The following is a 24335-nucleotide window of genomic DNA, read 5'->3' on the forward strand; positions in this document are numbered from 1 at the left end:
CGGCCACCGGCACCTGGCGCAGTGACGCGGTCGCAGCTAGTTAGTGACCACAATGTCGGGGGCCTCGAGGCGCACCCGGTCGGCGGATTCGTCGTTCGGCTCCTCCTGCGAAGCACGCTCGGCGGCAACCCGGGTGAGGTAGAAGCCGACCTCGCGGTCGATGCGCTCCTGGTCCCAGCCGAGCACTCCGGCCATCAGCGCGGCGGCGACGGGCGCGGCCGAGACCCCGCGGTCCCACGCCTCGATCGAGATGCGAGTGCGGCGCGCGAGCACATCTTCGAGGTGAAGCGCGCCCTCGTGCGAGGCCGCGTAGACGACTTCGGCGCCGATGTAGTCGTCGGCGCCGGGCAGCGGTTCGGCGAGCGCCGGGTTGGCGCGAATGAGGTCCAGCAGCTCGTCGGTGAGGGTTCCATAGCGGTTGAGCAGGTGTTCCACCCGCACGGTGTGCACGCCAAACGCCCTGGCTATCTTGCCGCGCTTATTCCACGCCGCCTGATAGCCCTCGGCACCGAGCAAGGGGATGTCCTGGGTAACCGAAGCGGGAATGCGGCCATCGAGGGCCGAGACCGCGGCATCCACTGCGTCCTTGGCCATGATGCGGTAGGTGGTCCACTTTCCGCCGGCGATCACAACGAGGCCGGGCACCGAATGCCCTACGAGGTGTTCGCGGGACAACTTGGAAGTCTGATCACTCTCACCGGCCAGCAGCGGACGAAGACCCGCATAGACACCCTCGACGTCTTCCCGGGTGAGAGGTACCGTCAAGACCTCATTGATGTGTTCGAGGATGTAGTCGATGTCGGCCGCCGTCGCGGCTGGATGCGCCTTGTCGAGATACCAGTCGGTATCGGTCGTGCCAATGAGCCAGTGCCGGCCCCACGGAATCACGAACAGAACACTCTTCTCGGTGCGCAGCAGCAATCCCATGGCACTTTGGAACCGGTCGCGCGGAACCACAAGGTGCACGCCTTTCGACGCCCGTACCTTGAAGGTGCCACGTTCGCCGACCATGCGCTGGGTGTCGTCGGTCCAGACGCCGGTCGCGTTCACGACCTGTTTGGCCCGCACCTCGAAGTGTTCGTCAGTCTGCAGGTCGTGGGCGCGCACGCCGACGACGCGCTCCCCCACCTTGATAAAGCCTTCCACGCGCACCCGGCTGGCCGCATGGGCACCATAGAACGAGGCGGTGCGCACAAGGGACGAAACGTAGCGGGCGTCGTCGACCTGGGCGTCGTAGTAGGTGATACCGCCAACCAGGGCATCGTTGGCAAGACTCGGGATGAGCTTCTGCACCTGACTCTTCGACAGGTGGCGGTGGTGCGGCACGCCGGGCGGTCGCCCGCCCGTGTAGGAGAAGATGTCGTAGAGCAGCATTCCGGCGCCGATATAGAACCGTTCGGTGAAGCGCTTCTTGAGCGGGTACAGAAACCGCACCGGCTTCACCAAGTGCGGCGCGATGCGCTGCAGCAGCAGGCCCCGCTCGGTGAGCGCCTCACGCACGAGGCGAAAGTCGAGCTGCTCCAAATAACGGATGCCACCGTGCACGAGCTTGGATGACCGGCTCGACGTGCCTGACGCCCAGTCCCGCGCCTCGAGGATGCCCACGCTCAAGCCGCGGGTGACGGCATCAAGGGCAGCTCCGGCACCGACGATGCCGCCGCCGACGACGAGAATGTCGAGTTCTTTTTCCTTGAGCTTGACCAGAGCGGCGACCCGCTCCTCAGGCCCCAATTTCGTGGACCGGGTAACCGAATTGTGGGAGGCCATTACTACTCCTGTTCAGACTCAGTGGTGAAGACGAGAGGTCAGGGGAGGTGCGACAAACAATTGCGACATCAGTGTTGCGCGTAATGCTGAAAGTACGTCTGTCCTCGACAGTTAGTTCACACCGAAGCCAGTTCATACCGAAGCCAGTTCATACCGAAGCCAGTTCATACCGAAGCCAGTTCATACCGAAGCCAGTTCATACAGACGCTAGTTCACTCGGTACGGCGCGACAACCACTTCAACCCGCTGAAATTCTTTGAGATCTGAGTAGCCAGTGGTTGCCATCGACCGACGCAGCGCACCGACGAGGTTGGCGGTGCCGTCCGCGACCGGTGCCGGGCCGTACAGAATCTCTTCTAGCGGGGCGACCGTGCCCACCTCGACCCGCTTACCGCGCGGAAGCTGGGGGTGGTGCGCCTCGGCGCCCCAGTGGAACCCGCCGCCGGGGGCATCCGTTGCCCGCGCCAGGGCGGTACCGAGCATGACGGCGTCGGCGCCGCAGGCGATGGCCTTGACGATGTCACCCGAGGTACCGAGGCCGCCATCCGCGATGACGTGCACGTATCGCCCGCCGGATTCGTCCATGTAGTCGCGACGCGCGCCAGCGACATCCGCTACGGCAGTCGCCATTGGCGCGTGGATGCCGAGGGTCGCGCGGGTGGTCGACGCCGCTCCCCCGCCGAAACCGACCAAAACGCCCGCGGCGCCCGTGCGCATGAGGTGCAGCGCCGCCGTGTAGGTGGCAGCGCCGCCGACAATGACGGGCACGTCGAGTTCATAGATGAACTTCTTGAGGTTGAGCGGTTCCTGGTTCTGCGACACGTGCTCGGCCGACACGGTGGTGCCGCGAATGACGAACAGGTCCACGCCAGCGGCGACGACGGTTTCGTACAATTCCTGGGTGCGCTGGGGCGAGAGCGCCCCAGCCACGGTGACGCCGCCCGCGCGAATCTCGGCGAGCCGGGCGGTGACCAGGGCTGGCTGAATCGGGGCGGAGTACATCTCCTGCATGCGCGCTGTCGCCTTATCGGCGGGCAGGCTGTGAATTTCGGCGAGCAGCGGCTCGGGGTTCTCGTGCCGGGTCCAGAGGCCCTCGAGGTCGAGCACGCCGACGCCGCCCAGCTGCCCCATCATGATGGCCGTGGTGGGCGAGACGACGGAGTCCATGGGCGCGGCCAGGACCGGAATGGCGAACTGGTAGGCGTCGATGGTCCAGCCGACCGACACGTCCTCCGGATCGCGGGTGCGCCGACTGGGCACCACCGCGATGTCGTCGAAGGCATATACGCGGCGTGCGCGCTTGGAACGGCCGATCTCGATTTCCATGGTTCCAGTTTAGAGGCAGCCACCGACATCCCTTTTTCAAGCGGATGCTGCTACCCCCGCCCGATTCAGAAGCGGGGGTAGCGGCCCGAGAAGCCCTACCGCCGGTAGTTCGGGGCCTCGACCACGATCTGCACGTCGTGCGGGTGCGATTCCTTGAGCCCGGCGGGCGTGATGCGCACGAACTTGCCCTTTTGCTTGAGCTCGGCGATGGTGCGGGCCCCCACATAGAACATGGACTGGCGCAGGCCGCCGACCAGCTGGTAAGCCACAGCGGCGAGGGGTCCGCGGAACGGGACCTGGCCCTCGATGCCCTCGGGAATCAGTTTCTCGTCGCTGGGAACGTCGTTCTGAAAGTAGCGGTCCTTGGAATACGACGTCTTCGTGCCGCGGGTCTGCAGCGCTCCGAGAGAGCCCATGCCGCGATAGGTCTTGAACTGCTTACCGTTGACGAACACGAGCTCGCCGGGGCTTTCGGTGCAGCCGGCCAGCAGGGAGCCAAGCATGACGGTGTCGGCGCCGGCCACGAGGGCCTTGGCGATGTCACCGGAATACTGCAGCCCGCCGTCGGCGATGACCGGAATGCCGGTTTCCCGCGCGGCAAGCGAGGCCTGGTAGACGGCAGTGATCTGGGGTACGCCCACCCCGGCCACGATGCGGGTGGTGCAGATTGAGCCGGGGCCCACTCCCACCTTGATCGCGTCCGCGCCCGCGTCGATGAGCGCCTGGGCGCCAGAGCGGGTAGCCACGTTTCCGCCGATCACGTCGACGTCGGCGAACGCCTTGTCCGATTTCAGCCGGCGGATGATGTCCAGCACGCCGGCACTGTCACCGTTGGCCGTGTCGACCACAAGCACGTCCACCCCGGATTCGAGCAGGGCGGTCGCCCGCTGCCAGGCGTCACCGAAGAAGCCGATGGCCGCGCCTACGCGGAGGCGTCCGGCATCGTCCTTGGTGGCGAGGGGATATTCCTCGCTCTTGTCGAAGTCCTTCACGGTGATCAGGCCGGTGAGCTTGCCGTTGGCATCGATCAGGGGGAGCTTTTCGATCTTGTGCTTCGCGAAGATTGCCAGTGCGTCTTCCGGGGCCATTCCAACCTTGCCGGTGATCAGCGGGGACCTCGTCATGACCTCGCTCACCCGGGTGAGCGCCTTCTTGGCGTACGGCACGAAACGCATGTCCCGGTTGGTGATGATACCGACCAGGATTCCCTCGCCGTCAATGACGGGGAGCCCGCTCACGCGGAACTGGCCGCACAGGGTGTCAACCTCGGCCACGGTGGCGTCGGGCGACGTGGTGACCGGGTTGGTGATCATTCCGGATTCGCTGCGCTTGACCAGGTCGACCTGTTCGGCCTGATCACCGATTGCGAGGTTGCGGTGCAGAATTCCGAGGCCGCCCTCGCGGGCCATGGCGATGGCCATGCGCGTTTCGGTGACCGTATCCATGGCGCTGGAGAGCAGCGGCAGCGACACGTCGATGCGCCGGGTCAAGCGGGATTTGGTGACCGCTTCGCTGGGAATGACGTCGGTGTGCCCCGGCAGGAGCAGCACGTCGTCGTAGGTGAGCCCGGTGAATCCGAACGGATCTGGCTGATCCATGTAACCCCTTACCTATAGCTAAAAACAAAAAATTATGCGGCAAAACGCGTGATCACCCCATGGGACGTGATCTGAAATAACCGCTCCTTCAATGTTAAGCATGTTTGGGGTCATCACATTCCGCTCACATTTACTGTCTGGTGCAAAGTTTCGAAACTTATAGGACATAATCGGCAAATACTCTCAACGACGACGTTGGCAGCAGTTACCCGGCGCCCGCCCGGTTACCCATCGGTCGGCACCAACATGGAGGTCCCGTGCAGCCCACACCTACGGCTCAGAGATACATACCCAGGATGCTCGCCATCCTGTTTGTCACGCTTCTGGCGGCCTTGACCATGGCCACCTTCTCGGTGAGCAGCGCTCACGCCGACGAGGTGGGCACCGAGTTCGATTTCACCATCTCGGGCAACGTACAGTTCAACGGTGATGCGCTCGACGGCGTCGCGATCGCCGTTGACGGCAACGGCTACCAGGCTGACACGGTCACAGATACTGAGGGTCGGTGGGCGATCGGGGTTCCCGAAAAGGGCACCTACGAGGTCACTCTCGACGAAGAAACCCTACCGAAGGGCGTCGTCGTCGCTAAGGGCGCCAACGTCATCAACGCGGAGTTCGGGCTGACCGACCGAAAGTCGGTCAACTTTTTTCTCGGTGAAGACACTCGCAATACGGTGAGCTTCTTCGACCAGTTCGTCAACCGTTTCGTCAACGGCCTGAATTTCGGCCTGCTGCTCGCCCTCGCCGCGATCGGGTTGTCGCTCATCTTCGGCACGACCGGGCTAAGCAACTTCGCCCACGCCGAGATGATCACCTTCGGCGCGCTGATGACTCTGGTCTTCGCGGTGCAGCTGGGCTTGCCCATCTGGCTCGCCATCCTCATTGCAATCGCGCTCAGCGGCGCGCTCGGTTGGGGCCTCGATGCGGTGATCTGGAAACCATTGCGACGCCGGGGGGTCGCGCTCATCCCACTGATGATCGTCAGCATCGGTCTCTCGCTGGCGCTGCGCTATCTCTTTCAATATTTCTTCGGCGGCAGTACGAGTCAGCTACCGGGGGCCGGGCAGACAGACCTCAAATTCGGCCCGATCTCGCTGTCTCCGATCGATCTGATCAGCATGGGCATCAGTGTGGTCGTGCTGCTCGGGGTGGCTTATTTTCTGCTGCGCACCCGCATCGGCAAAGCCACGAGAGCCGTCTCCGACAATCCCAGCCTCGCCTCGGCCAGTGGTATCGACGTCGACAACGTCATTCGCATCGTCTGGGTCACCGGTGCCGCGCTGGCCGGACTCAGCGGAGTCTTGTGGGCGTACTTCCGTCCAGGGGTCAGCTGGGATATGGGATTCCAGATGCTTCTGCTGGTCTTCGCCGCCGTCACCCTCGGTGGCCTCGGCACCGCCTTCGGAGCCCTGATCGGCTCGATCATCGTCGGCCTCTTCGTGGAGTTGTCGACGCTGTGGCTTCCGTCCGACATGAAGTACGTCGGTGCACTCGTGGTCCTGATCCTGGTTCTGCTGTTTCGGCCGCAGGGCATCATGGGTCGCAAAGAGAGAATTGGTTAGGGGTTCACGATGGACTGGGAAGCAATCTTCAACAACGCAGCCGTCGAGCTGATCAGCCCGACCACCGCAGCGTACGCACTCGCCGCGCTCGGCCTCGCCGTGCACTTCGGCTACACCGGCCTGCTGAACTTCGGTCAGGCCGGCTTCATGGCGCTCGGAGCCTACGGCTACGCGATCTCGATTCTGACCTTTGGGTTTCCGGTCTGGGGCGCGTTTCTCGTCGGTGTCGGGGCCTCCGTTGTTTTCGCTTTGATTTTGGGTATTCCTACGCTGCGACTTCGCGCTGACTATCTGGCGATCGTCACAATCGCTGCCGCAGAGATCGTGCGGCTACTGTTCACGACGAACACTTTTGCCTCGGTTACCGGGTCGGCCAACGGCCTGAGCGGGTACAAGAACGGGTTCGCGGCCCTCAACCCTCTCGCTGAAGGCAGCTACGGTTTCGGACCGTTCGAGAACAACGCCTACGACACCTGGCTGCGCATCGTAGCCTGGTCCATCGTGATCCTGGCGGCACTGTTCGTGTGGCAGGTCATGCGCAGCCCGTGGGGTCGAGTGATAAAAGGTATTCGAGAAGACGAAGACGCCGTGCGCGCCCTCGGCAAGAACGTCTACGCCTACAAAATGCAGTCGCTTATTCTAGGCGGGGTGTTCGGCACCATCGCCGGAATGATCTTCGCGCTGCCGCGCGCGGTGGTGCCCTCGAACTACCAGACAACGCTGACCTTCTTCATCTATGCCATTCTGTTGCTCGGCGGCGCAGCGACAGTGCTCGGCCCGATCATCGGCTCGATGATCTTCTGGGTGCTGTTGTCGTTCTTCTCCGGCTTCGTGTCCCGAGCCGTCGAGGCGGGCTGGCTGCCGTTCATGACGACTATTCAGGGCGGCCAGCTGCGCTTCATTCTGGTGGGAGTGGCAATCATGCTGATAGTCATTTTCAGACCGCAAGGCGTGTTTGGCAACAAGAAGGAGTTGGCTTTTGTCCGCTAACGCTGGTCTCGATCCGGTCGCTCCCCTTGAGCCGCCCGTTCCCACCCAAAAACCAATTAAAACGACCGGTTTGCACGTCGGCGACGCCGAACCGGGCTGCCGCAAGGTAGACCCGATTCTCGTCGTCGATAAGGTACGCCGTTCTTTCGGCGGACTCACCGCCGTCGACGTCGACCACCTGGAAGTTCCGCGCGGCGCGATCACTGCGCTGATCGGCCCGAACGGTGCCGGCAAGACGACCCTGTTCAACCTGCTGACCGGCTTTGACAAGCCCAACGACGGCAAGTGGATGTTTGATGGTCGTTCCCTGGCCGGAATGCCCGCCTATAGGGTCGCCCGCATGGGCCAGATTCGCACGTTCCAGCTCACCAAAGCCCTCGGACTGTTGAGCGTCATGGATAACATGCTCCTCGGCGCCAAGGGTCAGACCGGCGAGAACATGTTCCGCGCCCTGCTACCGTTTCTCTGGCGTACCCAAGAGGAGGCGAACCGCGCCAAAGCGCTCGACCTGCTCACCCGGTTCAAGCTCGATACCAAGAAAGACGACTACGCGGCAAGCCTCTCCGGTGGCCAGCGCAAACTCCTCGAAATGGCGCGGGCACTGATGAGCGACCCCACCCTGGTGATGCTCGACGAGCCAATGGCCGGGGTCAATCCGGCCCTCACCCAGTCGCTGCTCGATCACATTCTCAACCTCAAATCGCAAGGAATGACCGTTCTGTTCGTGGAGCACGACATGCACATGGTGCGCCACATCGCCGACTGGGTAATCGTGATGGCCGAGGGCAAGGTGGTCGCCGAGGGCGACCCGCACGAGGTCATGAAGAACCCGGCCGTGATCGACGCCTACCTCGGCCAGCATCACGACGAAGACATTGGGCAAGACCCGGGCGCCGAAACCGAGCACGTGTCAGCCATAAAGGAGTTGCTCGATGACGAACGCTAACCCGCTGAACACACCAATGCCGACCGAAACCCGTGAAGCCGTCGTCGAGGTCAAGAACGTCACCGCCGGCTACGTCACCGGCGTGAACATTCTCAACTCCTGCTCGCTCACCGCCTACGCCGGCGAACTGATCGGCATCATCGGCCCGAACGGTGCCGGCAAATCGACGTTGCTCAAGTCGATCTTCGGCCAGGTGAAGGTGCGCGACGGCGAGATTCTGCTCCGCGGCACAAACATCACCAACCTCAAGGCGAACAAGCTGGTCGCGCAGGGCGTGGGGTTTGTACCGCAGAACAACAACGTGTTCCCCACGCTGACCATTCGCGAGAACCTCGAAATGGGCATCTTTCTCAAGCCAAAGGGACTCGTCGAACGCCTGGCATTCGTCACTGAGATTTTCCCGGAACTCGGCAAACGGATGTCCCAGCGTGCGGGGTCACTCTCCGGCGGCGAACGGCAGATGGTCGCCATGAGCCGTGCGCTGATGATGGGACCACACGTGCTGCTGCTCGACGAACCGAGCGCCGGTCTCTCACCCGTGCGCCAGGACGAGGCGTTCCTGCGGGTGAAGGAGATCAACAATGCTGGCGTGACCACGATTATGGTCGAGCAGAACGCGCGCCGCTGCCTGCAGATCTGTGACCGCGGTTACGTGCTCGATCAGGGCCGCGACGCCTACACCGGCACCGGACGCGAGCTCTTGAACGACCCCCAGGTAATCGGCTTGTACCTGGGCACCCTAGGGCAGGACTAATCAAGCATGACTAAAGGGCCCCGGCCGAAGCCGGGGCCCTTTAGTCATGCCGGGTGACTAGTTGGTGCGAGAGTACGTGTTGTCCTCGGCGTACTTGTAAATACCGATGGTGGCCTCGGTCGGGTCACCATTCTCATCGAGGGTGATCGGACCGGAGAACCCGTCATAGTCGACCTGCTCACCGTTGGCGAGAGCCTCGGCTGCTGCACCGAAATCTTCGACCTTGGTTCCATCTCCGGAACCGCCGGAGACCTGCTGCATGTAGCTGGCAATCGACTCGCCCGATACATCGTTACCCGCATAGGCGGCCAGGGCGATCAACATGACGGCGTCGTAGGCTTCGGCCGCGTAGAGATAGTCCTTGAGCGTCGGATCGATTTCGAGCAGTCGGGACTGGAACTCGCCGAGGGTGGCCAGGTCGAGGCCGGGGGCCGTCCCCTGTGATCCGGCGATCAGACCGGCCGAAAAGTTGGTGCTGTAGTCCTTGAGGCTGCCGTCAACGAAGTACAGCTTGTCTCCGGGGAATCCCCCGGCGACCAGCGCGGGAACGATCGATATCGACTGGTCGAAGGTGACGATCGCAATCGCGTCGGGGTCTTCGGCGGTCACATCGGAGATCTGCGAAGTGAAGTTGGTTTCCCCGGTATTGAAGAGCGAGGTGGCCACGACTTTGCCTCCAGTGCCCTCAAAGGTTGACGTGATGACGTCGGCGAGACCTGTTCCATAGGCATCATTGACCACGATCAAGCCCAGGGTGCTCACACCATCCTCGGCGATCTTGGTTCCGAGAACTTCGCCCTGCAACAGGTCAGACGGCGAGGTTCGAAAGTACAGGCCGCCATCGTTGTAGGTCGTGAAGTCGAGCCCGGTATTCGATGGCGAGACCTCGACGATGCCGGCGCCGGTGATCGAATCGATCACGGTTCTGGTCACAGCGGATGCCGCCGCTCCCACAATCGCGGTGACGTCCTGGCCGATGAGGTCGATGACGGAACCGGTGGCGACGTCGGTCGTGGTGTCGCCCTCGTCGGCATTGATCGCTTCGACGGTGATTCCGAGGCCCAGAGCATTGATGTCTTGTACGGCCAGCGCAACGCCAGCGACCTGGGGCGGGCCGAGGAAGGCGAGCACGCCACTCTGCGGTGCCAATGCGCCAATCTTGAGGGTGAGATCGCGATCACCAGCCGCGACCGTCTTGACGTCTGCAGAATCCGCAGTGGGGGCTGCGGAATCGCTCGGTGCCGTTGCAGCGCCATTGCTGCAGCCGGTGAGCAAAAGGGCGCTCACGCCGATGAGGGCGACACCGGTGACGAGGGTACGAACTGAGCGGGAAGCCGAGGCCTTCGCGAAAACGCTCATGGTGCTCCTTGATTAATAAAGAGGGGCAAGACTGGTCAGCCGGTTGACTGCCGTGGTGTCAGAGTAGGCAATCAAGGGCCCGGAAACCTACCCCTTCACGGGAGAACTTTGTAAAGCGACCAAATCGTTACGAACGACGGCCGGTAATCCCTTGATAATCGACGTTCTGCTTGTCCATCAGGGCAAATACACACTCTCCCCAGGATGCGCACACGGCGGATCCTGAAACCACTTGGGGCCAGCCCGCTTTGAGCGAGGCGCCACCATCGTCCGCGGTGATGACGGCGGCCATGGCGGCCGTGATTACCCCGTCGTATGCTTCCGCGCCGCCAGCCGTGGCAGTCAGCCCCGGGTCGGCGGTCTTCAGCCGTGCAGTGAACCCCTCGTCGGCGGAGAGCGGGGTTCCCCCGTTGGCAAAGTCAATGAGGGCCACGGCGACGGCGTTGCCAACGAAGCCTTCAACATCCGCTGGCAACGCTGTCGTTGCGTCCCACAGCACCAGGTCGACGCCGCGCGCCGAGAGGTCGGCGTAGGCGGCGGCGAGGTCACCGGCGGAGTTGCGGTGAATGAGCTGCACGGGACGGGTGGGAGTGGTCTGGTCAGCAAGGATGTCCCGCACGGCAAGTTGGGTGCCGGCGACCTGGGCCGCGCCGCTCGCGGCATTTGCACCGGTCATGGGAAACAGCGTGCCGATGCTCAGCGTGCCGTCGCCGGTCGGGCTGGTGCTCGCGACCGGAGTTGGCGCCGTACTCGGCTTGGCCGCCGGCGCACCGGTACAGCCGGTCAGGGCCAGGGCCAGCAACAAGACGGCGGCGATAGTGGGGCGACGGGGCATGTGGATCCTCTGGTGCTGAACTGGGGGTGGCGCAAGCTGTTGGTCCAGCGTATCGGCTGGCCAGACCGGAGAGAGCTAGGCCGGTTCGAGGGCGCCGCGACGGGGAGCGAGACCGGAGGCCACCATATCCAGTATCAAGATGATCAGGGCCACCCAGACCAGACCGAAGCCGATCCAGCGTTCGAACGGCATTGCCTCGTCCAGAACGAACACGCCCACGAGGAACTGCAGCACCGGCGCCACGAATTGAATGAGACCGAGCACGGTCAGCGGCAGCCGCCGCGCGGCCGCGGCGAATAGCAGCAGCGGTACTGCGGTGATGACACCGGCCGCGAGCAGGCCAGCTGTATGCCAGGGCGACACCGTGCCGAAGGTGATTCCGGAGAGTCCAGAGACGACAACGAGTTGCACGACGGCGACCGGTGCCAGCCATGCGGTCTCAAGGGTGAGGCCGGTGACGGCATCCACGCTCGGACCGACGCGCTTTTTGATCAGGCCGTACAGCCCGAAGGAAAACGCGAGAATGAGCGAGATCCACGGCAGGGAGCCGTATCCGACGGCGAGAACGACGACGGCGACAAAGCTGATGGCGATAGCCACCCACTGCAGCCGCCGCAAGTGTTCCCGCAGCACGAAAACGCCGAGCAACACGGTGACGATCGGATTGATGAAGTAGCCCAGGGCCGCTTCGACGACGTGCCCTGTGGTCGCGGCGATCACGTAGGTCTGCCAGTTAATCAAAATGAAAACCCCGGCCAGGCCCATAGTCCACACCAGGCGCCACTGCCGCAGAGCTCGCCCCAACACCGCCCACGTGCGGGTAATTGTAATGATCAGAGCGCAGAAGGCGAGCGAGAACAGCACCCGCCAAGCCACGATTTCAAATGCCCCGGAGGGTGCCAGGAGCAGAAAGTAGAGCGGCAGCACACCCCAGAGGGCGTAGGAGAGGCCACCAAAGATAAGGCCGGTCCGGTGTGTGGAATGGGCCGTCGTGTGGGCCGATGCGGCAGCATCCGTCATGATCTTCTCCTGCGTAACAGAAAGCGCACAAACAAAAACTCCCGAACGGCGATGCCATTCGGGAGTTTCAGTCTAGAGACTAGGAGCGAAGAGAACTGCCTAGCGGACGACGACGGCGAGCACGTCGCGAGCGGAGAGAACCAAAAGGTCATCGCCACCGAACTTGACCTCGGTTCCGCCGTACTTGGAGTAGATCACCTTGTCGCCGACGGCGATGTCGAGGGGGACGCGGTTGCCATTGTCGTCAATGCGGCCGGGGCCGACTGCAACAACTTCACCCTCCTGGGGCTTTTCCTTCGCGGTGTCAGGAATGACCAGACCTGATGCGGTGGTCTGCTCGGCATCGACCTGCTTGATGACGATGCGATCCTCGAGCGGCTTGATGGAGACCGACACGGTTGACCTCTTTCTAAGATTTGGGTTAGCAGACTCACAGCGAGAGTGCCAAGTGAAGTTTAGGGGGGTTCTGGCACTCACGCAACGTGAGTGCCAGATGGGGGCCATTTTGGTAGCGTTGCAGCATGGATAGAACCGAACTCGTTGAGCTGCTTTCCCCCGCGAGTTTGCGACTGCTGGACTCCCTGCCGCCCTACGACAGCCATGGCGACGTGGTGAAGCTCGTGAGCGATTTACGTAAGGCAGGCCACGCCCCAGGGCTCGTGTCGGCCGTGCTCAGCCAGTCCCGGCTGCGAGTGAAAGCCACCCTCAAGTTCGGTGAATTCGCCGAACGAATGCTGTTCACCGAGGCTGGCCTGGAACAGGCGACGCGATTGCGGGTCGCCGCGCTGCACGCCGGCCGATTCGTTGGGCTTGGCACAGCTCTCGGCCACCCGCCGCGGGTCGCCGACCTCGGCTGTGGCATCGGCGGCGACGCAATGGCCCTCGCCGCCCTGGACTTGCCGGTGGTCGCCATTGACGCCGACGAGGTCACGGCGACCGTCGCGAGCTTCAACCTCGCACCGTTTCCGAACGCCTCTGCCTTGCAGGCCGATGCGGAAACGTTTGACCTCGCCGATTTCGACGCGGTCTGGCTCGACCCGGCGCGCCGCACGAGCGGGCACAGCAATACGACGCGGCTGACCCGCTCCGAGGACTACTCCCCCTCACTCGACTTCGCCTACCTGCTGGCCACCCGCTTGCCGCTCGGGATGAAGCTCGGGCCCGGTCACGACCGCGACCTGATTCCCGTCGACGCCGAGGCCCAATGGGTGTCGGTGGATGGCCAGCTGGTGGAGATGGGGCTCTGGTTTGGTGCACTCGCGCGCCCCGGCATCCGTCGATCGGCACTGCTCATAACTCCCGGCGGCACGCACGAACTAACTGCTCCCGAAGACAGTGCAGACGTCGAAGCGGGTAGCCTCGGAAATTACGTCTATGAACCCGACGGCGCGGTGATTCGGGCACGTTTGATTGGTAATCTGGCCCGGTCGCTGGACGCTCACATGGTGAGCGAGGGCATCGCCTACCTGACCAACGACAGGCTTACTCCGACACCGTTCGCGAGCGCGTTCCGAGTGCTCGAGACCCTGCCCTTCGACGAAAAGAAGCTTCGGCTGGCGCTGCTTGAGCGACGGATCGGCACCCTGGAAATCAAAAAGCGCGGTGTCGATGTGGATCCGGCGACGTTGCGCACTCGGCTCAAGCTCAAGGGACCCGAGTCTGCGACCCTGATTCTGACGCAGGCGGCCGGGCATCGCATTGCGTTGCTCGTGGAGCGCGTGCGCTAGCTGGCGAGCAGCGTATCATCCCGCAAAGCTCCGAAGCCCGACACGGGGCCACACCCTAGAGCAGGGGCAGCACGGTCTGACTGATGTAGACGATCCAGCCGGCCGCGATTAGAACCCCAAATAGACCGCTCAGGAGACCGCTAAGCCAGAGGGTGCGCGCCCGGTTCTCGGTGGTGCGCGCGATCAGTGCGAGGGTGATCGCAATGAGTGCGAGCGGCAAACCGAACACACCGAGCACTCCCAGGCCGAGCCCGGCCAAGCCACAACTCACGGCGGCGATCGAAAGCCGACGGCGGCCGGTGATGCGCTCCACCTCCGCCGCAGTGTAGATGTATGGCACGAACTCGGTGGGTGCAGTAACCGTGGACGACCAGTCGAGCTGGCTGCCAGGCGGCGCGGGAGCACGCGTGTAGCCCAGCTGCGCCGAGGTGTCATCGTGCTGGTGGGGTGTCGTCATGGCTGTCCTCTGGCCGCGAACCGCAAGCAACGGCACGTTGGGATCGACCCGGAGTCGGTCGAAACGGGCCTAGGAGCCCCCTACGGGGCCAACGCTGCGTCGCTATCTGTAGTAGCCCGCGCCCGTGGAGGCCGCGGCGATCACTAAAGCGATCGTGATAATAACGAAAATGGTGCTGACAAGCAGTCCGACGTAACCGAGAATGGTCCCCCAGAGAGCGAGCCCGCGCCCCTTTTCACCGGTTTTCTTGATCTGGCTCAGTGCGATGTGGCCGGTGATGATACCGACGACCGAGATGAGGAGGATCGAGGTGACGAGCGAGATGATCGACAGAACGTTGTACTTGTCCTGCGGGTTCTGCTGCCCGTACGGATTCTGGCCGTACGCTGGCGGCTGGTCGTACGCGGCCGGCTGACCGTAAACCGGAGCCTGACCGTATTCCGGCGCCTCCGGGCCTACCGGTGCCTGGTAGCTCGGCGCGGCCGGGTAGGCCGGGTCGTTGCTCGCCGGATTGACGGGGGGCTGGGTGGGATCAGACATCTGCTTCTCCTTTTTGCGAAGAAATTCGGGGTCGTTAGTCCAGAATATCGCGTGAGCCTACAAGTCGGTAAATTCCGGGGCAGATCAGACCTGAACCTGGTCGACCGGCAGGGTGGAATCGGCGCCAAATTCCAGCGTTGACGGTTCATGCCCGGCCATGATGAGCTGCGCGCCCAAGGCTGCGATCATGGCACCGTTGTCGGTGCATAGAGACAGAGGCGGGATACGCAGGGCGATGCCCGCGGCATCCGTTCTTTCGGTGGCTATTTGACGCAGCCGCTGGTTAGCGATGACACCGCCGCCGAGCAGCAGCCGCGGCACGCCGTAGTCGGCGCAGGCCGCAAGGGCCTTGATGAGCAAAATATCGACGACCGCCTCGCGAAAACTCGCCGCGACGTCGGCCGTGGGTACCGGTTCACCGGCATCCTGACGCTGCTCCACGAAACGGGCGACCGACGTCTTCAGGCCAGAGAACGAGAAGTCGTAGCGGTGTGCGGCTATGTCCTTGGGCTGGCTGAGCCCGCGCGGAAAGCGAATGGCCTTCGGGTTACCTTCAGCGGCGACCCGGTCGATCTGTGGGCCGCCGGGGTAGGGCAGCGAGAGAAGCCGGGCCACCTTGTCGAAGGCCTCACCAGCGGCATCATCGATGGTCTCGCCGAGCAGCTCGACGTCGCTGACCAAGTCGCGCACCAGAAGCAGCGAGGTATGTCCGCCGGAGACCAGCAGCGCGATCGTCGGGTACTCCAGCGGTTCGGTGTCGCTGCCGTCGATGTCGCTGCCCAGCAGGTCGGCCCCGACGTGGCCGACCAGGTGATTGACCGCGTAGATCGGCTTGTCGAGCGCTACGGCGAGCGCCTTCGCGGCGCCGACGCCGACCATTAAGGCGCCGGAGAGTCCGGGCCCGCAGGTGACGGCGATGGCGTCCAGATCGGCCAAACGGATGCCGGCCTCGGCGACGGCCGCGTTGATGGCCGGCACAAGTTCGTCGAGGTGCGCACGGGCCGCGATCTCGGGGACGACGCCGCCGTAGCGGGCGTGCTCGTCCATCGAGCTCGCGATGGTGTTGGAGAGCAGAACGGTTCCCCGCACAATACCGATGCCGGTTTCATCGCACGAGGTCTCGATGCCGAGCACGAGGGGATCGGAGTGATTCATGAGGGCACGGTTACTGCCGGTGTGGTGAGCATAGATTCCAGTTCGGGAATATTCAGGCGCATGACGATGGCGTCGACGTTGTCGGGTTGGTAGTAGCCGCGTCGCACCCCGACCTCAAGGAAACCGAGGCGTTCGTACAGGCGCTGGGCGCCTGGGTTGTCGGCCCGCACCTCGAGAAAGATCAGCCGGGAGCCGCGCTTGCGGGCCTCGTTGATGAGCGCCTGCATAAGCGTCCGGCCGAGCCCCCCTCCGCGCGCCGACTCGGCGACGGCGATGGTCTGAATGTCGCCCTCGGCAGCTCCCTGCGGGGCGAGCAGCCCGGCGTACGCTTCAACGTTGCTCGGGTCATCGGGCCGAAAGGCCACAAGGTAATAGCAGGCCGGGTCACCGAGGTCGCGCACCATCATGGGCGCCGACCAGGCATCGTTCTCAAAAATGGTCGTCTCGAGGTGCATGATGGCGGCCAGATCGGGTTCGTGCGCTCGGCGCAGCTGCCAGGTCATCGACTGACCCGCTTGGGGCCGGCGGAGAGCGTGACGTCGGGCGACCGCAGGTACAGCGGCTCATTCAGAGCGAACGAACGGTGGTGCGAGTGGGTCAGCTCGGCGACCATACCGAGTTCCCCAGCCGACACCGTGGCAGCGTCGAGGCGATCCCAGCCCGCATGCAGCCAGTTCGGGTCGTCGAGCTCGGCCGGCTTGGCCAGACCGGGCCGGCTCACACGCACGGGCAGACCCACGGCATCCGCGTGGGAATAGGCGCTCCAGTAGATTTCGCGGCGGCGGGCATCGGTCACGACCACGAGCGGGCCACTGTGTCCACGGCGGTAATGGCCGTAGGCGATGGCGTCGTGGCTAATTACCGGTACGAGCGGCTTGCCGGCGCCGAGGGCGAAGACGCGGGCCGAAGCGATGCCGACGCGCAGGCCGGTGAACGGCCCGGGGCCCATACCGCCAACCACGCCGGAGAGCGCCGCAGGGGCGATATCCGCTTCCCGCAGACACTCGACAATGAACGGGCCGACGATTTCAGCGTGGCGCATCGTATCGGCCTCGCCGCGTTCGGCGATCACACCACGGGTGAGGTCGACGACGGCCACGCTCGTGCCAGCAGAGGTATCAATGGCAAGTAGCACCCGTTCAGCCTAGCTTTGATGAGACAAGCGTTTCGCGCGCCGGGCGCGGAGCGATCAGGTCAGAAAGAGCACGACGGCGGCCGTCAGCGCAACGACGACGAGGATCGTGCGCAACACCGGGGCAGGGAGGCGCCGACCGATGCGGGCGCCCATCCAACCGCCGAAAGCAGACCCCACGCCGATCAACAGAGCGATTACCCAGTCCACGGTCCCGCTCGAGATGAAAATGATGGACGACACGAGGTTGGCCATGCCGGCCAAAACGTTCTTGGCTCCGTTTGCCCGGTGCATGTCGGTGGACCAGAGGATTCCCAGCAGGGCCAGGAGAACGACGCCCTGGGCAGCCCCGAAGTATCCACCGTAAACACCCGTGCCGAGAATACCGAGTACCAAACCGAACGTGACCGGACGGGTGTCGATGGTGGTGCCTTCGGGCGCTTTGCGCCGAACGTACCGTGCCACTCGAGGCTGCACCGCCGAGAGTACGGCGGCCACCAGCAAGAGGAACGGAACGACCGCCGCGAAGGCCTCCTCCGGCAGGATCAGCAGCAGCAAACCGCCGGTCACCCCACCGACAGCAGAGAACCCGGCCATCCAGGCCACCGGCCGCCATTGTGACTTAAGTTCCCGTCGGTAACCGTATGCACCCGCGACCGACCCGGGGACCAGACCAACGGTGTTCGACACGTTCGCGGTGATCGGCGGAACGCCCAGGGCCAGCAGCGTAGGAAAAGTTATCAGCGTCCCCGCGCCGGCCACCACATTGATGATACCGGCGATGATGCCGGCGACCAGAATAATCGCGCCTTCAAGAAGAGTCATTTAGTGAGAGTTTCCTGTGTTCGAGTGTTTAACGGTTACGTCGCCGACAGCGCGCACCAACGCACACGCTAGGCCACCGCCAGACGTGCCCAGCGGGGGCCGTGACCGGCCAGGGTCACGGTACGCGGCTCATCCAGGTCGTGATCCAGATCGAGAACGGAGGCCGTAGCATCCGTTTTTGACATCATCATCAGCGCCGGGCCTTGCGGCCGCTCAATCTCAATGTCCAACCAAGATTCGGTGATGCCGTCGAGCAGCCCGCGGCCCCACTCGACCACGACGATGGAGCGGACGAAGTCGATGTCAAGGTCGTCGAGTTCCATGGCGCTGCCGAGGCGGTAGGCGTCGACGTGCACGAACGGCGGCCCGCCCACGAGACTCGGGTGCGTGCGAGCGAGCACGAAGGTGGGGCTGGTCACGGCTCCACGCACTCGCAACCCCGCGCCGAGGCCGCGCGTCAGTGTGGTTTTGCCCGCCCCGAGCGGTCCGGTGAGCACGATGAGGTCACCGGCCCGTAAAATCCCCGCGAGGTTCACCCCGAACCGGTGCATCGCCGCCGCATCGGCAATCGTTCGGTGCAGCTCAGTCATTGATGTGCCGCCGCGTCACCCTGGGTCCGATTCGGGTGACGATCTCGTAGTTGATCGTTCCGGCGGCGTCGGCCCAGTCGGTGGCACTCGGCGCGCCCGTGGCCGGGTCGCCAAACAGTATGACCTCGTCGCCGACGGCCACACCCGGGTTCTCGGGACCGAGATTCACGACAAACTGGTCCATCGCCACCCGTCCGACCAGCGGGTAATTGTCGGTGTGAATTTGCACGAGCGCAGCACCCGAGGCCTGCCTTGGGATGCCGTCGGCATAGCCGAGAGGCACGAGCACGAGCGTGGAGTCCTGCGGAGCGCGCCAAAGATAGTCGTAAGAAACGCCGGCGCCAGCGCTAACCCGACGCACGAGGGCCACCCGACCGCGCAGGGTCATGGCCGGAATCAAGCCGAGATCGGCACTCGTCGCATCCTCGAACGGTGACAGCCCATAGATGGTGATGCCCAATCGCACCATGGTGAAACGAGCGGCTGGCAGCCGCAGTGCCGCTGCGGACGATGCGAGGTGCACGAGGGTGGGGGTCAGCCCGGCTGCGCGGGCAGCGGCGACGCCACGTTCGAAGCATTCGAGCGCCTGCTGGTCGTCGAACGCCGACGCGTTGGCGAGGTGGCTCATGACACCGTCGACACGCAGCAGCCCGACGCGCTCAAGCGCAGCGGCGAGCGCGAAGACCTCGGCCCAGTCGCTTTCGTGCACGCCGTTCCGGCTGAGGCCGGTTTCGAGTTTTAGGTGAACGGATGCGCTCTGGCCGAGTTCCGCCGCAGCATCCGCTACCTGTTGCAGCTGTCGCACCGAGGAGAGCCCGAGAGTGACGTCGTCGTCGATCGCGGCGCTGAAATCGGCGTCGGGGTCGTGCAGCCAAGCGAGAATCGGTGCATCGATTCCAGCGTCACGCAGGACCAGGGCTTCGTCGATGTCGGCGACGCCGAGCCAGTCGGCCCCGCCGGCGAGGGCAGCACGCGCCACCTGAACAGCACCATGCCCGTACGCGTTGGCTTTGACGACCGCCATCGCGTGCGGGGTTCCGGCGACAGCGCGCAGGTGGGCTACATTGTGGCGGATGGCGGCGAGGTCGATCACTGCCTCGCGAAAACCGGTCATGACTCCCCCTCGGCAACAACGAATGCGCAGGCCACGCCGGCATCGTGGGTCATAGTGACGTGCACGCGGCTGATCCCGCGAGCGGTCAGGGCGGCCAGGGCCGCCCCACTGAGCTTGAATTCGGGGTTACCGTGCGGGTCGTTCACGATTTCCATCTCTTGCCATGTGGCCCCAGCGCTGTCGCCGAGGGCTTTGATCAAGGCCTCCTTGGCGGCGAAGCGCGCTGCGAGGGAGTGCGCCGGCAGACCGCGTTCGTTTTCCGCGAACAACCGCGGTACAAGGCGCGGCGTGCGCTCGACCTGGCGCACGAAGCGCGCCAGGTCGACCACGTCGACCCCAATGCCCTTGATCACTGCGCCGTCTCGACCAGCACTATTCAACCGTGACGGACTTTGCGAGGTTGCGCGGCTGGTCGACGTCGAGGCCCTTGGCGATGGCGAGTTCCATGGCGAACATCTGCATCGGCACCACGGCCAGCAGCGGTTCGAACAGCGGAGCGGCTAAAGGAATGTGGATGACGGTGTCGGCAAACGGCAGCACGGCGGCGTCGCCGACCTCGGCGATGGCGATGATGCGGGCACCGCGCGCGCGGATCTCCTGAATATTGGAGACGACCTTCGGGTGCAGGTGGGCGGAGCCGCGCGGGCTCGGTACGACGACGAACACCGGCTGGCCGGGCTCGATCAGGGCGATCGGGCCGTGCTTGAGCTCACCGGCGGCAAAGCCTTCGGCGTGAATGTAGGCGAGCTCCTTGAGTTTAAGCGCACCCTCGAGCGCGATCGGAAAACCGACGTGGCGGCCGAGGAACAGTACCGCGCGGGTGTCGCTCATCCAGCGGGCCAATTGGCGCACCTCGTCTTCTACTCCAAGAACGGCCGTGATCTTCTCCGGAATGGCCTGGAGTTCGGCAACCTGCGCGGCCTGCTCGACAAAACTGAGGCTGCCACGCACCCGGGCGAGGTGCAGGGCGAACAGGTAGAGGGCGGTGATCTGGGCGACGAAGGCCTTGGTTGACGCCACGGCGACCTCGGGCCCCGCGTGGGTGTAGATTACCGCGTCACTTTCGCGCGGGATGGTCGCGCCCTGCGTGTTGCAGATGGAGATGGCCTTGGCGCCGAGCGACATGGCATATTTGACGGCCATGAGCGTGTCCATGGTCTCGCCGGACTGGCTGATCGAGATCACCAGGGTGTCGTCGCTGAGGACCGGGTCGCGATAGCGGAACTCGTGGCTCAGTTCCACGTCCACCGGCACCTGCGCCCACTTTTCAATGGCGTACTTGGCTGTCTGGCCGGCGTAGGCTGCGGTTCCGCAGGCGATGATCACGACACGACGGATGCCCGCGAGCACGTCGTCGCCAAATTCGGTCAGTTCGGGAACGATGACCTGCCCGTCGGCAATGCGCCCGCGCAGGGTGTTCGCGACGGCATCAGGCTGCTCGGAGACTTCCTTCGCCATGAAGCTGGACCAGCCGCCCTTATCACTGGCGGAGGCGTCCCAGGCAATGTCGAACTCTTCGGTTTCGACGGGGTGACCGTCGAAGTCGGTGACGGTGACGGCATCCGCTGTGATGGTGACGATCTGGTCCTGGCCGATCGCTACGGCGCGGCGCGTGTACTCGACGAACGCGGCGACGTCGGAACCGAGAAAATTCTCGCCCTCACCGAGACCGATGACGAGCGGTGAGTTGCGGCGGGCGCCCACGACAACGCCAGGCTGGTCCTGGTGCACGGCGAGCAGCGTGAACGCTCCGTCGAGGCGGGCCACGACGGTGCGGAAGGCCTCGGCCAGATCGCCGACGCGCTGGTATTCGCGGCCGAGCAACACTGCGGCGACCTCGGTGTCGGTCTCACTCAGAAAGGTGAAGCCTTCGGCGAGCAGTTCGCCCCGCAACTCGGCGAAGTTTTCGATGATGCCGTTGTGGATGAGGGCGAGCTTGTTGTTGTCACCGAGGTGCGGGTGCGCGTTTTCGTCGTTGGGGCCGCCGTGGGTGGCCCAGCGGGTGTGACCGATTCCGGTCGTGCCGTCGTTGATGGGATGAGCTTTCAGCTCACCGACCAGGGCCGACAGTTTGCCAGCCTTCTTGGCGGTGTTGAGCACCCCGAACTCGTCGATGACGGCGATACCCGCGGAATCGTATCCGCGATATTCGAGCCGTCCGAGGCCTCCCATTAGAACGTCAACGGTCTTGTTGCTTCCGACATAACCTACGATTCCACACATAGAAGTCGATTTTAGTCGGACTAAGCTTGGGGGAATGTCCGATCCGGTGCTGGCCCCTGTAATGAACGGCCACGGTACCCCTTTCGTGGAACTCGACCGAGCGGACTGGGCAGCTCTCGCTCCGACCACTCTGCTGCCGCTGAAAGAGACCGAAATCGTGCAATTGCGCGGCATCGGTGAGCCACTCGATATTAACGAGGTGACGGATGTCTACCTCCCGCTCAGTCGCCTGCTCAACCTCTACGCCGCGAATGCCCGTACCCTGCACCGTGCCACCAGCGGTTTTCTCGGCGAACGCGCTCGTCCGACTCCGTTTGTGATCGGCGTGGCCGGCTCGGTCGCGGTCGGCAAGTCGACCACCGCCCGGCTGCTCCGCGAGATGCTCGCTCGTTGGGACGACACTCCCCGGGTGGAACTTGTCACGACCGACGGTTTTCTGTTTCCCAACGCCGAACTGAACCGGCGCGGACTGATGGAACGCAAGGGATTTCCCGAGTCCTACGACCGGCGCGCGCTACTGCGGTTCGTTAGTGCGGTCAAGAGCGGCGCCCCGGAAGTGCGGTCACCGTTTTACTCGCACCTGAGCTACGACATCGTGCCCGACGCGCAGATCGTGGTGCGACAACCCGACATTCTTATCGTCGAGGGCCTCAACGTGCTGCAGCCTCCCGCCCCCGGGCACGGTCTCTCGGTGAGCGACCTGTTTGACTTCACCATTTACGTCGATGCTCGTACCCAGGACATTGCCCGCTGGTATGAGGAGCGATTTCTTAAGCTGCAGCGCGGAGCGTTTGCCAACCCCAACTCGTTTTTCCACCGCTACGCGACGCTCACCGAAGATGAAGCGCGCGGCAAGGCGCGCAGCATCTGGACCAGCATCAACCAGCCCAACCTGCTTCAGAACATCCGCCCCACCCGCTCGCGCGCGACCCTGGTACTACGCAAAGACCCCACGCACGCCGTCTCCAAGGTGTTGCTGCGCAAGGTCTGACCCCGCGCACGGACTTGTTGTCTCTGGACGGGGCCCAGGCCCCGTTCCGTAGCACTAGAGGGGCAGGCGCTCCCGCACTACGTCGGCGAGGGAGTGCGCCAGGCGGTCGGCGGTGGGCTGGTCTGCCGCTTCCACCATGACCCGAACCATTGGCTCGGTACCGGAGGGGCGCAGCAGCACACGACCGGTGTCGCCGAGTTCGGCTTCAGCAGCGAGCACGGCTTGCGCGATGACGTCGTCGGCGCCGAGACCCGTGTGGTTGACACCACGCACGTTTACCAGAATCTGCGGGTATACCGTCATAACGGATGCCAGTTCGGCCAGCGTCTTACCGGTGCGCGCCATTTCGGCCACGAGGTGAAGTCCGGTAAGAATGCCGTCGCCCGTCGTGGCGTACTTGGTCATGATGACGTGACCGGACTGTTCGCCGCCGAGGGAATACCCGTGGGCGTTGAGTTCTTCTAGTACATATCGGTCGCCCACCTTGGTCTGCACGACGGTGATGTCGTTGGCCGCCATGGCCTTGCGCAATCCGAGGTTACTCATGACGGTCGCCACGAGCGTGCGGTCTTTCAGCACTCCGCGTTCGGCCATCGACACGGCGAGAATCGCCATAATCTGGTCGCCGTCGACGATATTGCCGTCGCGGTCAACCGCGAGGCACCGGTCGGCGTCACCGTCATGGGCGATGCCAATGTCGGCACCGTGCTCGAGCACAGCCTTGGCGAGATTGTCGAGGTGGGTCGAGCCCACGCCGTCATTGATATTGAGACCGTCGGGGTCGGCCCCGATCACGGTGAGGCGAGCACCGGCATCCGTGAATACCTGCGGCGAGACGCCAGCAGCGGCGCCGTGGGCGCAGTCGAGCACGACGTGGATGCCGTCGAGGCGGTGCGGCAGCGTCGTGAGCAGGTGCACGACATAGCGGTCTTCGGCGTCGGCGAACCGACGGATGCGTCCAACGTCGCCGGCGATCGGCATCAGCGTGTCGCGACCGATGTAGGACTCGATACGGTCCTCGACGTCGTCGGGAAGTTTGGTTCCGCCATAGGCGAAGATTTTGATGCCGTTATCGGGCGCCTCGTTGTGGGAGGCAGAAATCATTACACCAAAGTCGGCACCGATGTCGTTGATCAAAAACGCTGCGGCGGGCGTGGGGATGACCCCGGCATCGAGAACGTCGACACCGCTGGAGGCCAAGCCGGCCGACACGGCAGCATTGAGAAATTCACCGGAAATTCGCGGGTCACGGGCGACCACTGCGACGGGCCGGCGGCCCGCTTCGAGGCGTGCCTCGGCACGACGACCCTTGGTCAGCACTGCTGCGCTGGCCTGGGCAAGGCTCAGGGCCAAGCCAGCCGTGAGATCACGGTTGGCCAGGCCCCGAACGCCGTCCGTGCCGAACAGACGAGTCATATCGTCGT

General features: G+C 64.0%; 24 protein-coding genes. 6 read left to right on the forward strand and 18 right to left on the reverse strand.

Annotated elements, in window-relative coordinates:
- Positions 1–36: 36 nt before the first annotated feature.
- From CXY70_RS16120 to guaB, 3 genes are all read right to left on the reverse strand, one after another.
- Positions 37–1767, reverse strand: a complete 1731-nt coding sequence (locus CXY70_RS16120; protein WP_104193349.1) for a glycerol-3-phosphate dehydrogenase/oxidase — start codon at positions 1765–1767, stop codon at positions 37–39.
- 207 nt (positions 1768–1974) lie between these two features.
- Positions 1975–3093 carry a GuaB3 family IMP dehydrogenase-related protein gene (locus CXY70_RS16125; RefSeq protein ID WP_104193350.1) on the reverse strand — a complete coding sequence of 373 codons (1119 nt, stop codon included), beginning with the start codon at positions 3091–3093 and terminating at the stop codon, positions 1975–1977.
- Between the two features lie 95 nt (positions 3094–3188).
- Entirely contained in the window at positions 3189–4691 is a 1503-nt protein-coding gene (gene guaB, locus CXY70_RS16130) for an IMP dehydrogenase (RefSeq protein ID WP_104193351.1), read from the reverse strand.
- Between the two features lie 296 nt (positions 4692–4987).
- Between guaB and CXY70_RS16135 the strand changes: the two genes are divergently transcribed.
- The 4 genes from CXY70_RS16135 to CXY70_RS16150 are packed head-to-tail and all read left to right on the forward strand — an operon-like array spanning position 4988 to position 8943.
- Positions 4988–6253 (forward strand): branched-chain amino acid ABC transporter permease, encoded by a 1266-nt coding sequence (locus CXY70_RS16135; RefSeq protein ID WP_104193352.1) that lies wholly within the window; start codon positions 4988–4990, stop codon positions 6251–6253.
- 9 nt (positions 6254–6262) lie between these two features.
- Positions 6263–7243 carry a branched-chain amino acid ABC transporter permease gene (locus CXY70_RS16140; RefSeq protein WP_104193353.1) on the forward strand — a complete coding sequence of 327 codons (981 nt, stop codon included), beginning with the start codon at positions 6263–6265 and terminating at the stop codon, positions 7241–7243.
- 55 nt (positions 7244–7298) lie between these two features.
- Entirely contained in the window at positions 7299–8189 is an 891-nt protein-coding gene (locus CXY70_RS16145; RefSeq protein ID WP_233206011.1) for an ABC transporter ATP-binding protein, read from the forward strand.
- On the forward strand, positions 8176–8943 hold the full coding sequence (locus CXY70_RS16150) for an ABC transporter ATP-binding protein (RefSeq protein WP_104193355.1): 768 nt from the start codon (positions 8176–8178) through the stop codon (positions 8941–8943). Before CXY70_RS16145 ends, CXY70_RS16150 begins: the two co-directional genes overlap by 14 nt.
- Positions 8944–9000: 57 nt before the next feature.
- On the opposite strand, the gene CXY70_RS16155 is transcribed toward CXY70_RS16150, so the two are convergent.
- From CXY70_RS16155 to groES, 4 genes are all read right to left on the reverse strand, one after another.
- Positions 9001–10302: an ABC transporter substrate-binding protein gene (locus CXY70_RS16155; protein WP_104193356.1), complete on the reverse strand. Its 1302-nt coding sequence runs from the start codon at positions 10300–10302 to the stop codon at positions 9001–9003.
- Between the two features lie 127 nt (positions 10303–10429).
- Positions 10430–11137: an ABC transporter substrate-binding protein gene (locus CXY70_RS16160; protein WP_104193357.1), complete on the reverse strand. Its 708-nt coding sequence runs from the start codon at positions 11135–11137 to the stop codon at positions 10430–10432.
- 75 nt (positions 11138–11212) lie between these two features.
- Complete coding sequence (rarD, locus tag CXY70_RS16165) at positions 11213–12157, reverse strand: EamA family transporter RarD (RefSeq protein ID WP_104193358.1); 945 nt, start codon at positions 12155–12157, stop codon at positions 11213–11215.
- A gap of 99 nt (positions 12158–12256) precedes the next feature.
- Complete coding sequence (gene groES / locus CXY70_RS16170; protein WP_092107311.1) at positions 12257–12553, reverse strand: co-chaperone GroES; 297 nt, start codon at positions 12551–12553, stop codon at positions 12257–12259.
- Between the two features lie 125 nt (positions 12554–12678).
- Between groES and CXY70_RS16175 the strand changes: the two genes are divergently transcribed.
- Positions 12679–13884 carry a class I SAM-dependent methyltransferase gene (locus CXY70_RS16175; RefSeq protein WP_104193359.1) on the forward strand — a complete coding sequence of 402 codons (1206 nt, stop codon included), beginning with the start codon at positions 12679–12681 and terminating at the stop codon, positions 13882–13884.
- A gap of 55 nt (positions 13885–13939) precedes the next feature.
- On the opposite strand, the gene CXY70_RS16180 is transcribed toward CXY70_RS16175, so the two are convergent.
- The 10 genes from CXY70_RS16180 to glmS all read right to left on the reverse strand — a co-directional run bounded on the left by CXY70_RS16180 (position 13940) and on the right by glmS (position 21920).
- Positions 13940–14341, reverse strand: a complete 402-nt coding sequence (locus CXY70_RS16180) for a hypothetical protein (RefSeq protein ID WP_104193360.1) — start codon at positions 14339–14341, stop codon at positions 13940–13942.
- Positions 14342–14443: 102 nt separating this feature from the next.
- Positions 14444–14881, reverse strand: coding sequence for a DUF4190 domain-containing protein (locus CXY70_RS16185; protein WP_104193361.1), 438 nt, complete (start codon positions 14879–14881; stop codon positions 14444–14446).
- 84 nt (positions 14882–14965) lie between these two features.
- A complete protein-coding gene (tsaD, locus tag CXY70_RS16190; protein WP_104193362.1) occupies positions 14966–16036 on the reverse strand; it encodes a tRNA (adenosine(37)-N6)-threonylcarbamoyltransferase complex transferase subunit TsaD in 1071 nt (356 codons plus the stop codon).
- Positions 16033–16539 (reverse strand): ribosomal protein S18-alanine N-acetyltransferase, encoded by a 507-nt coding sequence (rimI, locus tag CXY70_RS16195; protein ID WP_104193363.1) that lies wholly within the window; start codon positions 16537–16539, stop codon positions 16033–16035. Before rimI ends, tsaD begins: the two co-directional genes overlap by 4 nt.
- A complete protein-coding gene (gene tsaB, locus CXY70_RS16200) occupies positions 16536–17171 on the reverse strand; it encodes a tRNA (adenosine(37)-N6)-threonylcarbamoyltransferase complex dimerization subunit type 1 TsaB (RefSeq protein WP_104193364.1) in 636 nt (211 codons plus the stop codon). The genes rimI and tsaB overlap by 4 nt, the downstream gene beginning before the upstream one ends.
- A 54-nt stretch (positions 17172–17225) precedes the next feature.
- Positions 17226–17993, reverse strand: a complete 768-nt coding sequence (locus tag CXY70_RS16205; RefSeq protein WP_104193365.1) for a sulfite exporter TauE/SafE family protein — start codon at positions 17991–17993, stop codon at positions 17226–17228.
- A 68-nt stretch (positions 17994–18061) separates the two neighbouring features.
- Complete coding sequence (tsaE, locus tag CXY70_RS16210; RefSeq protein WP_104193366.1) at positions 18062–18583, reverse strand: tRNA (adenosine(37)-N6)-threonylcarbamoyltransferase complex ATPase subunit type 1 TsaE; 522 nt, start codon at positions 18581–18583, stop codon at positions 18062–18064.
- Positions 18576–19697 (reverse strand): alanine racemase, encoded by a 1122-nt coding sequence (gene alr / locus CXY70_RS16215; RefSeq protein WP_104193367.1) that lies wholly within the window; start codon positions 19695–19697, stop codon positions 18576–18578. Before alr ends, tsaE begins: the two co-directional genes overlap by 8 nt.
- Positions 19694–20050, reverse strand: coding sequence for a holo-ACP synthase (locus tag CXY70_RS16220; protein WP_104193368.1), 357 nt, complete (start codon positions 20048–20050; stop codon positions 19694–19696). Before CXY70_RS16220 ends, alr begins: the two co-directional genes overlap by 4 nt.
- Before the next feature lie 19 nt (positions 20051–20069).
- A complete protein-coding gene (gene glmS / locus CXY70_RS16225) occupies positions 20070–21920 on the reverse strand; it encodes a glutamine--fructose-6-phosphate transaminase (isomerizing) (protein ID WP_104193369.1) in 1851 nt (616 codons plus the stop codon).
- 34 nt (positions 21921–21954) lie between these two features.
- On the opposite strand from glmS, the gene coaA reads away from it, so the two are divergent.
- Complete coding sequence (gene coaA, locus CXY70_RS16230) at positions 21955–22911, forward strand: type I pantothenate kinase (protein ID WP_104193370.1); 957 nt, start codon at positions 21955–21957, stop codon at positions 22909–22911.
- A 54-nt stretch (positions 22912–22965) separates the two neighbouring features.
- Here coaA and glmM read toward each other — a convergent pair whose 3' ends face one another.
- Positions 22966–24327: a phosphoglucosamine mutase gene (gene glmM, locus CXY70_RS16235; protein WP_104193371.1), complete on the reverse strand. Its 1362-nt coding sequence runs from the start codon at positions 24325–24327 to the stop codon at positions 22966–22968.
- Between the last annotated feature and the right edge of the window lie 8 nt (positions 24328–24335).

The organism is Cryobacterium sp. Y82, from assembly GCF_002929495.1.
Lineage (GTDB): Bacteria > Actinomycetota > Actinomycetes > Actinomycetales > Microbacteriaceae > Cryobacterium > Cryobacterium serini.

Bases quoted from the DNA above. Each gene is read 5' to 3' on its own strand.
- CXY70_RS16120 (WP_104193349.1), bottom strand. From the start codon at position 1,767: ATGGCCTCCCACAATTCGGTTACCCGGTCCACGAAATTGGGGCCTGAG.
- CXY70_RS16125 (WP_104193350.1), bottom strand. From the start codon at position 3,093: ATGGAAATCGAGATCGGCCGTTCCAAGCGCGCACGCCGCGTATATGCC.
- guaB (WP_104193351.1), bottom strand. From the start codon at position 4,691: ATGGATCAGCCAGATCCGTTCGGATTCACCGGGCTCACCTACGACGAC.
- CXY70_RS16135 (WP_104193352.1), top strand. From the start codon at position 4,988: ATGCTCGCCATCCTGTTTGTCACGCTTCTGGCGGCCTTGACCATGGCC.
- CXY70_RS16140 (WP_104193353.1), top strand. From the start codon at position 6,263: ATGGACTGGGAAGCAATCTTCAACAACGCAGCCGTCGAGCTGATCAGC.
- CXY70_RS16150 (WP_104193355.1), top strand. From the start codon at position 8,176: ATGACGAACGCTAACCCGCTGAACACACCAATGCCGACCGAAACCCGT.
- CXY70_RS16155 (WP_104193356.1), bottom strand. From the start codon at position 10,302: ATGAGCGTTTTCGCGAAGGCCTCGGCTTCCCGCTCAGTTCGTACCCTC.
- CXY70_RS16160 (WP_104193357.1), bottom strand. From the start codon at position 11,137: ATGCCCCGTCGCCCCACTATCGCCGCCGTCTTGTTGCTGGCCCTGGCC.
- rarD (WP_104193358.1), bottom strand. From the start codon at position 12,157: ATGACGGATGCTGCCGCATCGGCCCACACGACGGCCCATTCCACACAC.
- CXY70_RS16175 (WP_104193359.1), top strand. From the start codon at position 12,679: ATGGATAGAACCGAACTCGTTGAGCTGCTTTCCCCCGCGAGTTTGCGA.
- CXY70_RS16180 (WP_104193360.1), bottom strand. From the start codon at position 14,341: ATGACGACACCCCACCAGCACGATGACACCTCGGCGCAGCTGGGCTAC.
- CXY70_RS16185 (WP_104193361.1), bottom strand. From the start codon at position 14,881: ATGTCTGATCCCACCCAGCCCCCCGTCAATCCGGCGAGCAACGACCCG.
- tsaD (WP_104193362.1), bottom strand. From the start codon at position 16,036: ATGAATCACTCCGATCCCCTCGTGCTCGGCATCGAGACCTCGTGCGAT.
- rimI (WP_104193363.1), bottom strand. From the start codon at position 16,539: ATGACCTGGCAGCTGCGCCGAGCGCACGAACCCGATCTGGCCGCCATC.
- CXY70_RS16205 (WP_104193365.1), bottom strand. From the start codon at position 17,993: ATGACTCTTCTTGAAGGCGCGATTATTCTGGTCGCCGGCATCATCGCC.
- tsaE (WP_104193366.1), bottom strand. From the start codon at position 18,583: ATGACTGAGCTGCACCGAACGATTGCCGATGCGGCGGCGATGCACCGG.
- alr (WP_104193367.1), bottom strand. From the start codon at position 19,697: ATGACCGGTTTTCGCGAGGCAGTGATCGACCTCGCCGCCATCCGCCAC.
- glmS (WP_104193369.1), bottom strand. From the start codon at position 21,920: ATGTGTGGAATCGTAGGTTATGTCGGAAGCAACAAGACCGTTGACGTT.
- coaA (WP_104193370.1), top strand. From the start codon at position 21,955: ATGTCCGATCCGGTGCTGGCCCCTGTAATGAACGGCCACGGTACCCCT.
- glmM (WP_104193371.1), bottom strand. From the start codon at position 24,327: ATGACTCGTCTGTTCGGCACGGACGGCGTTCGGGGCCTGGCCAACCGT.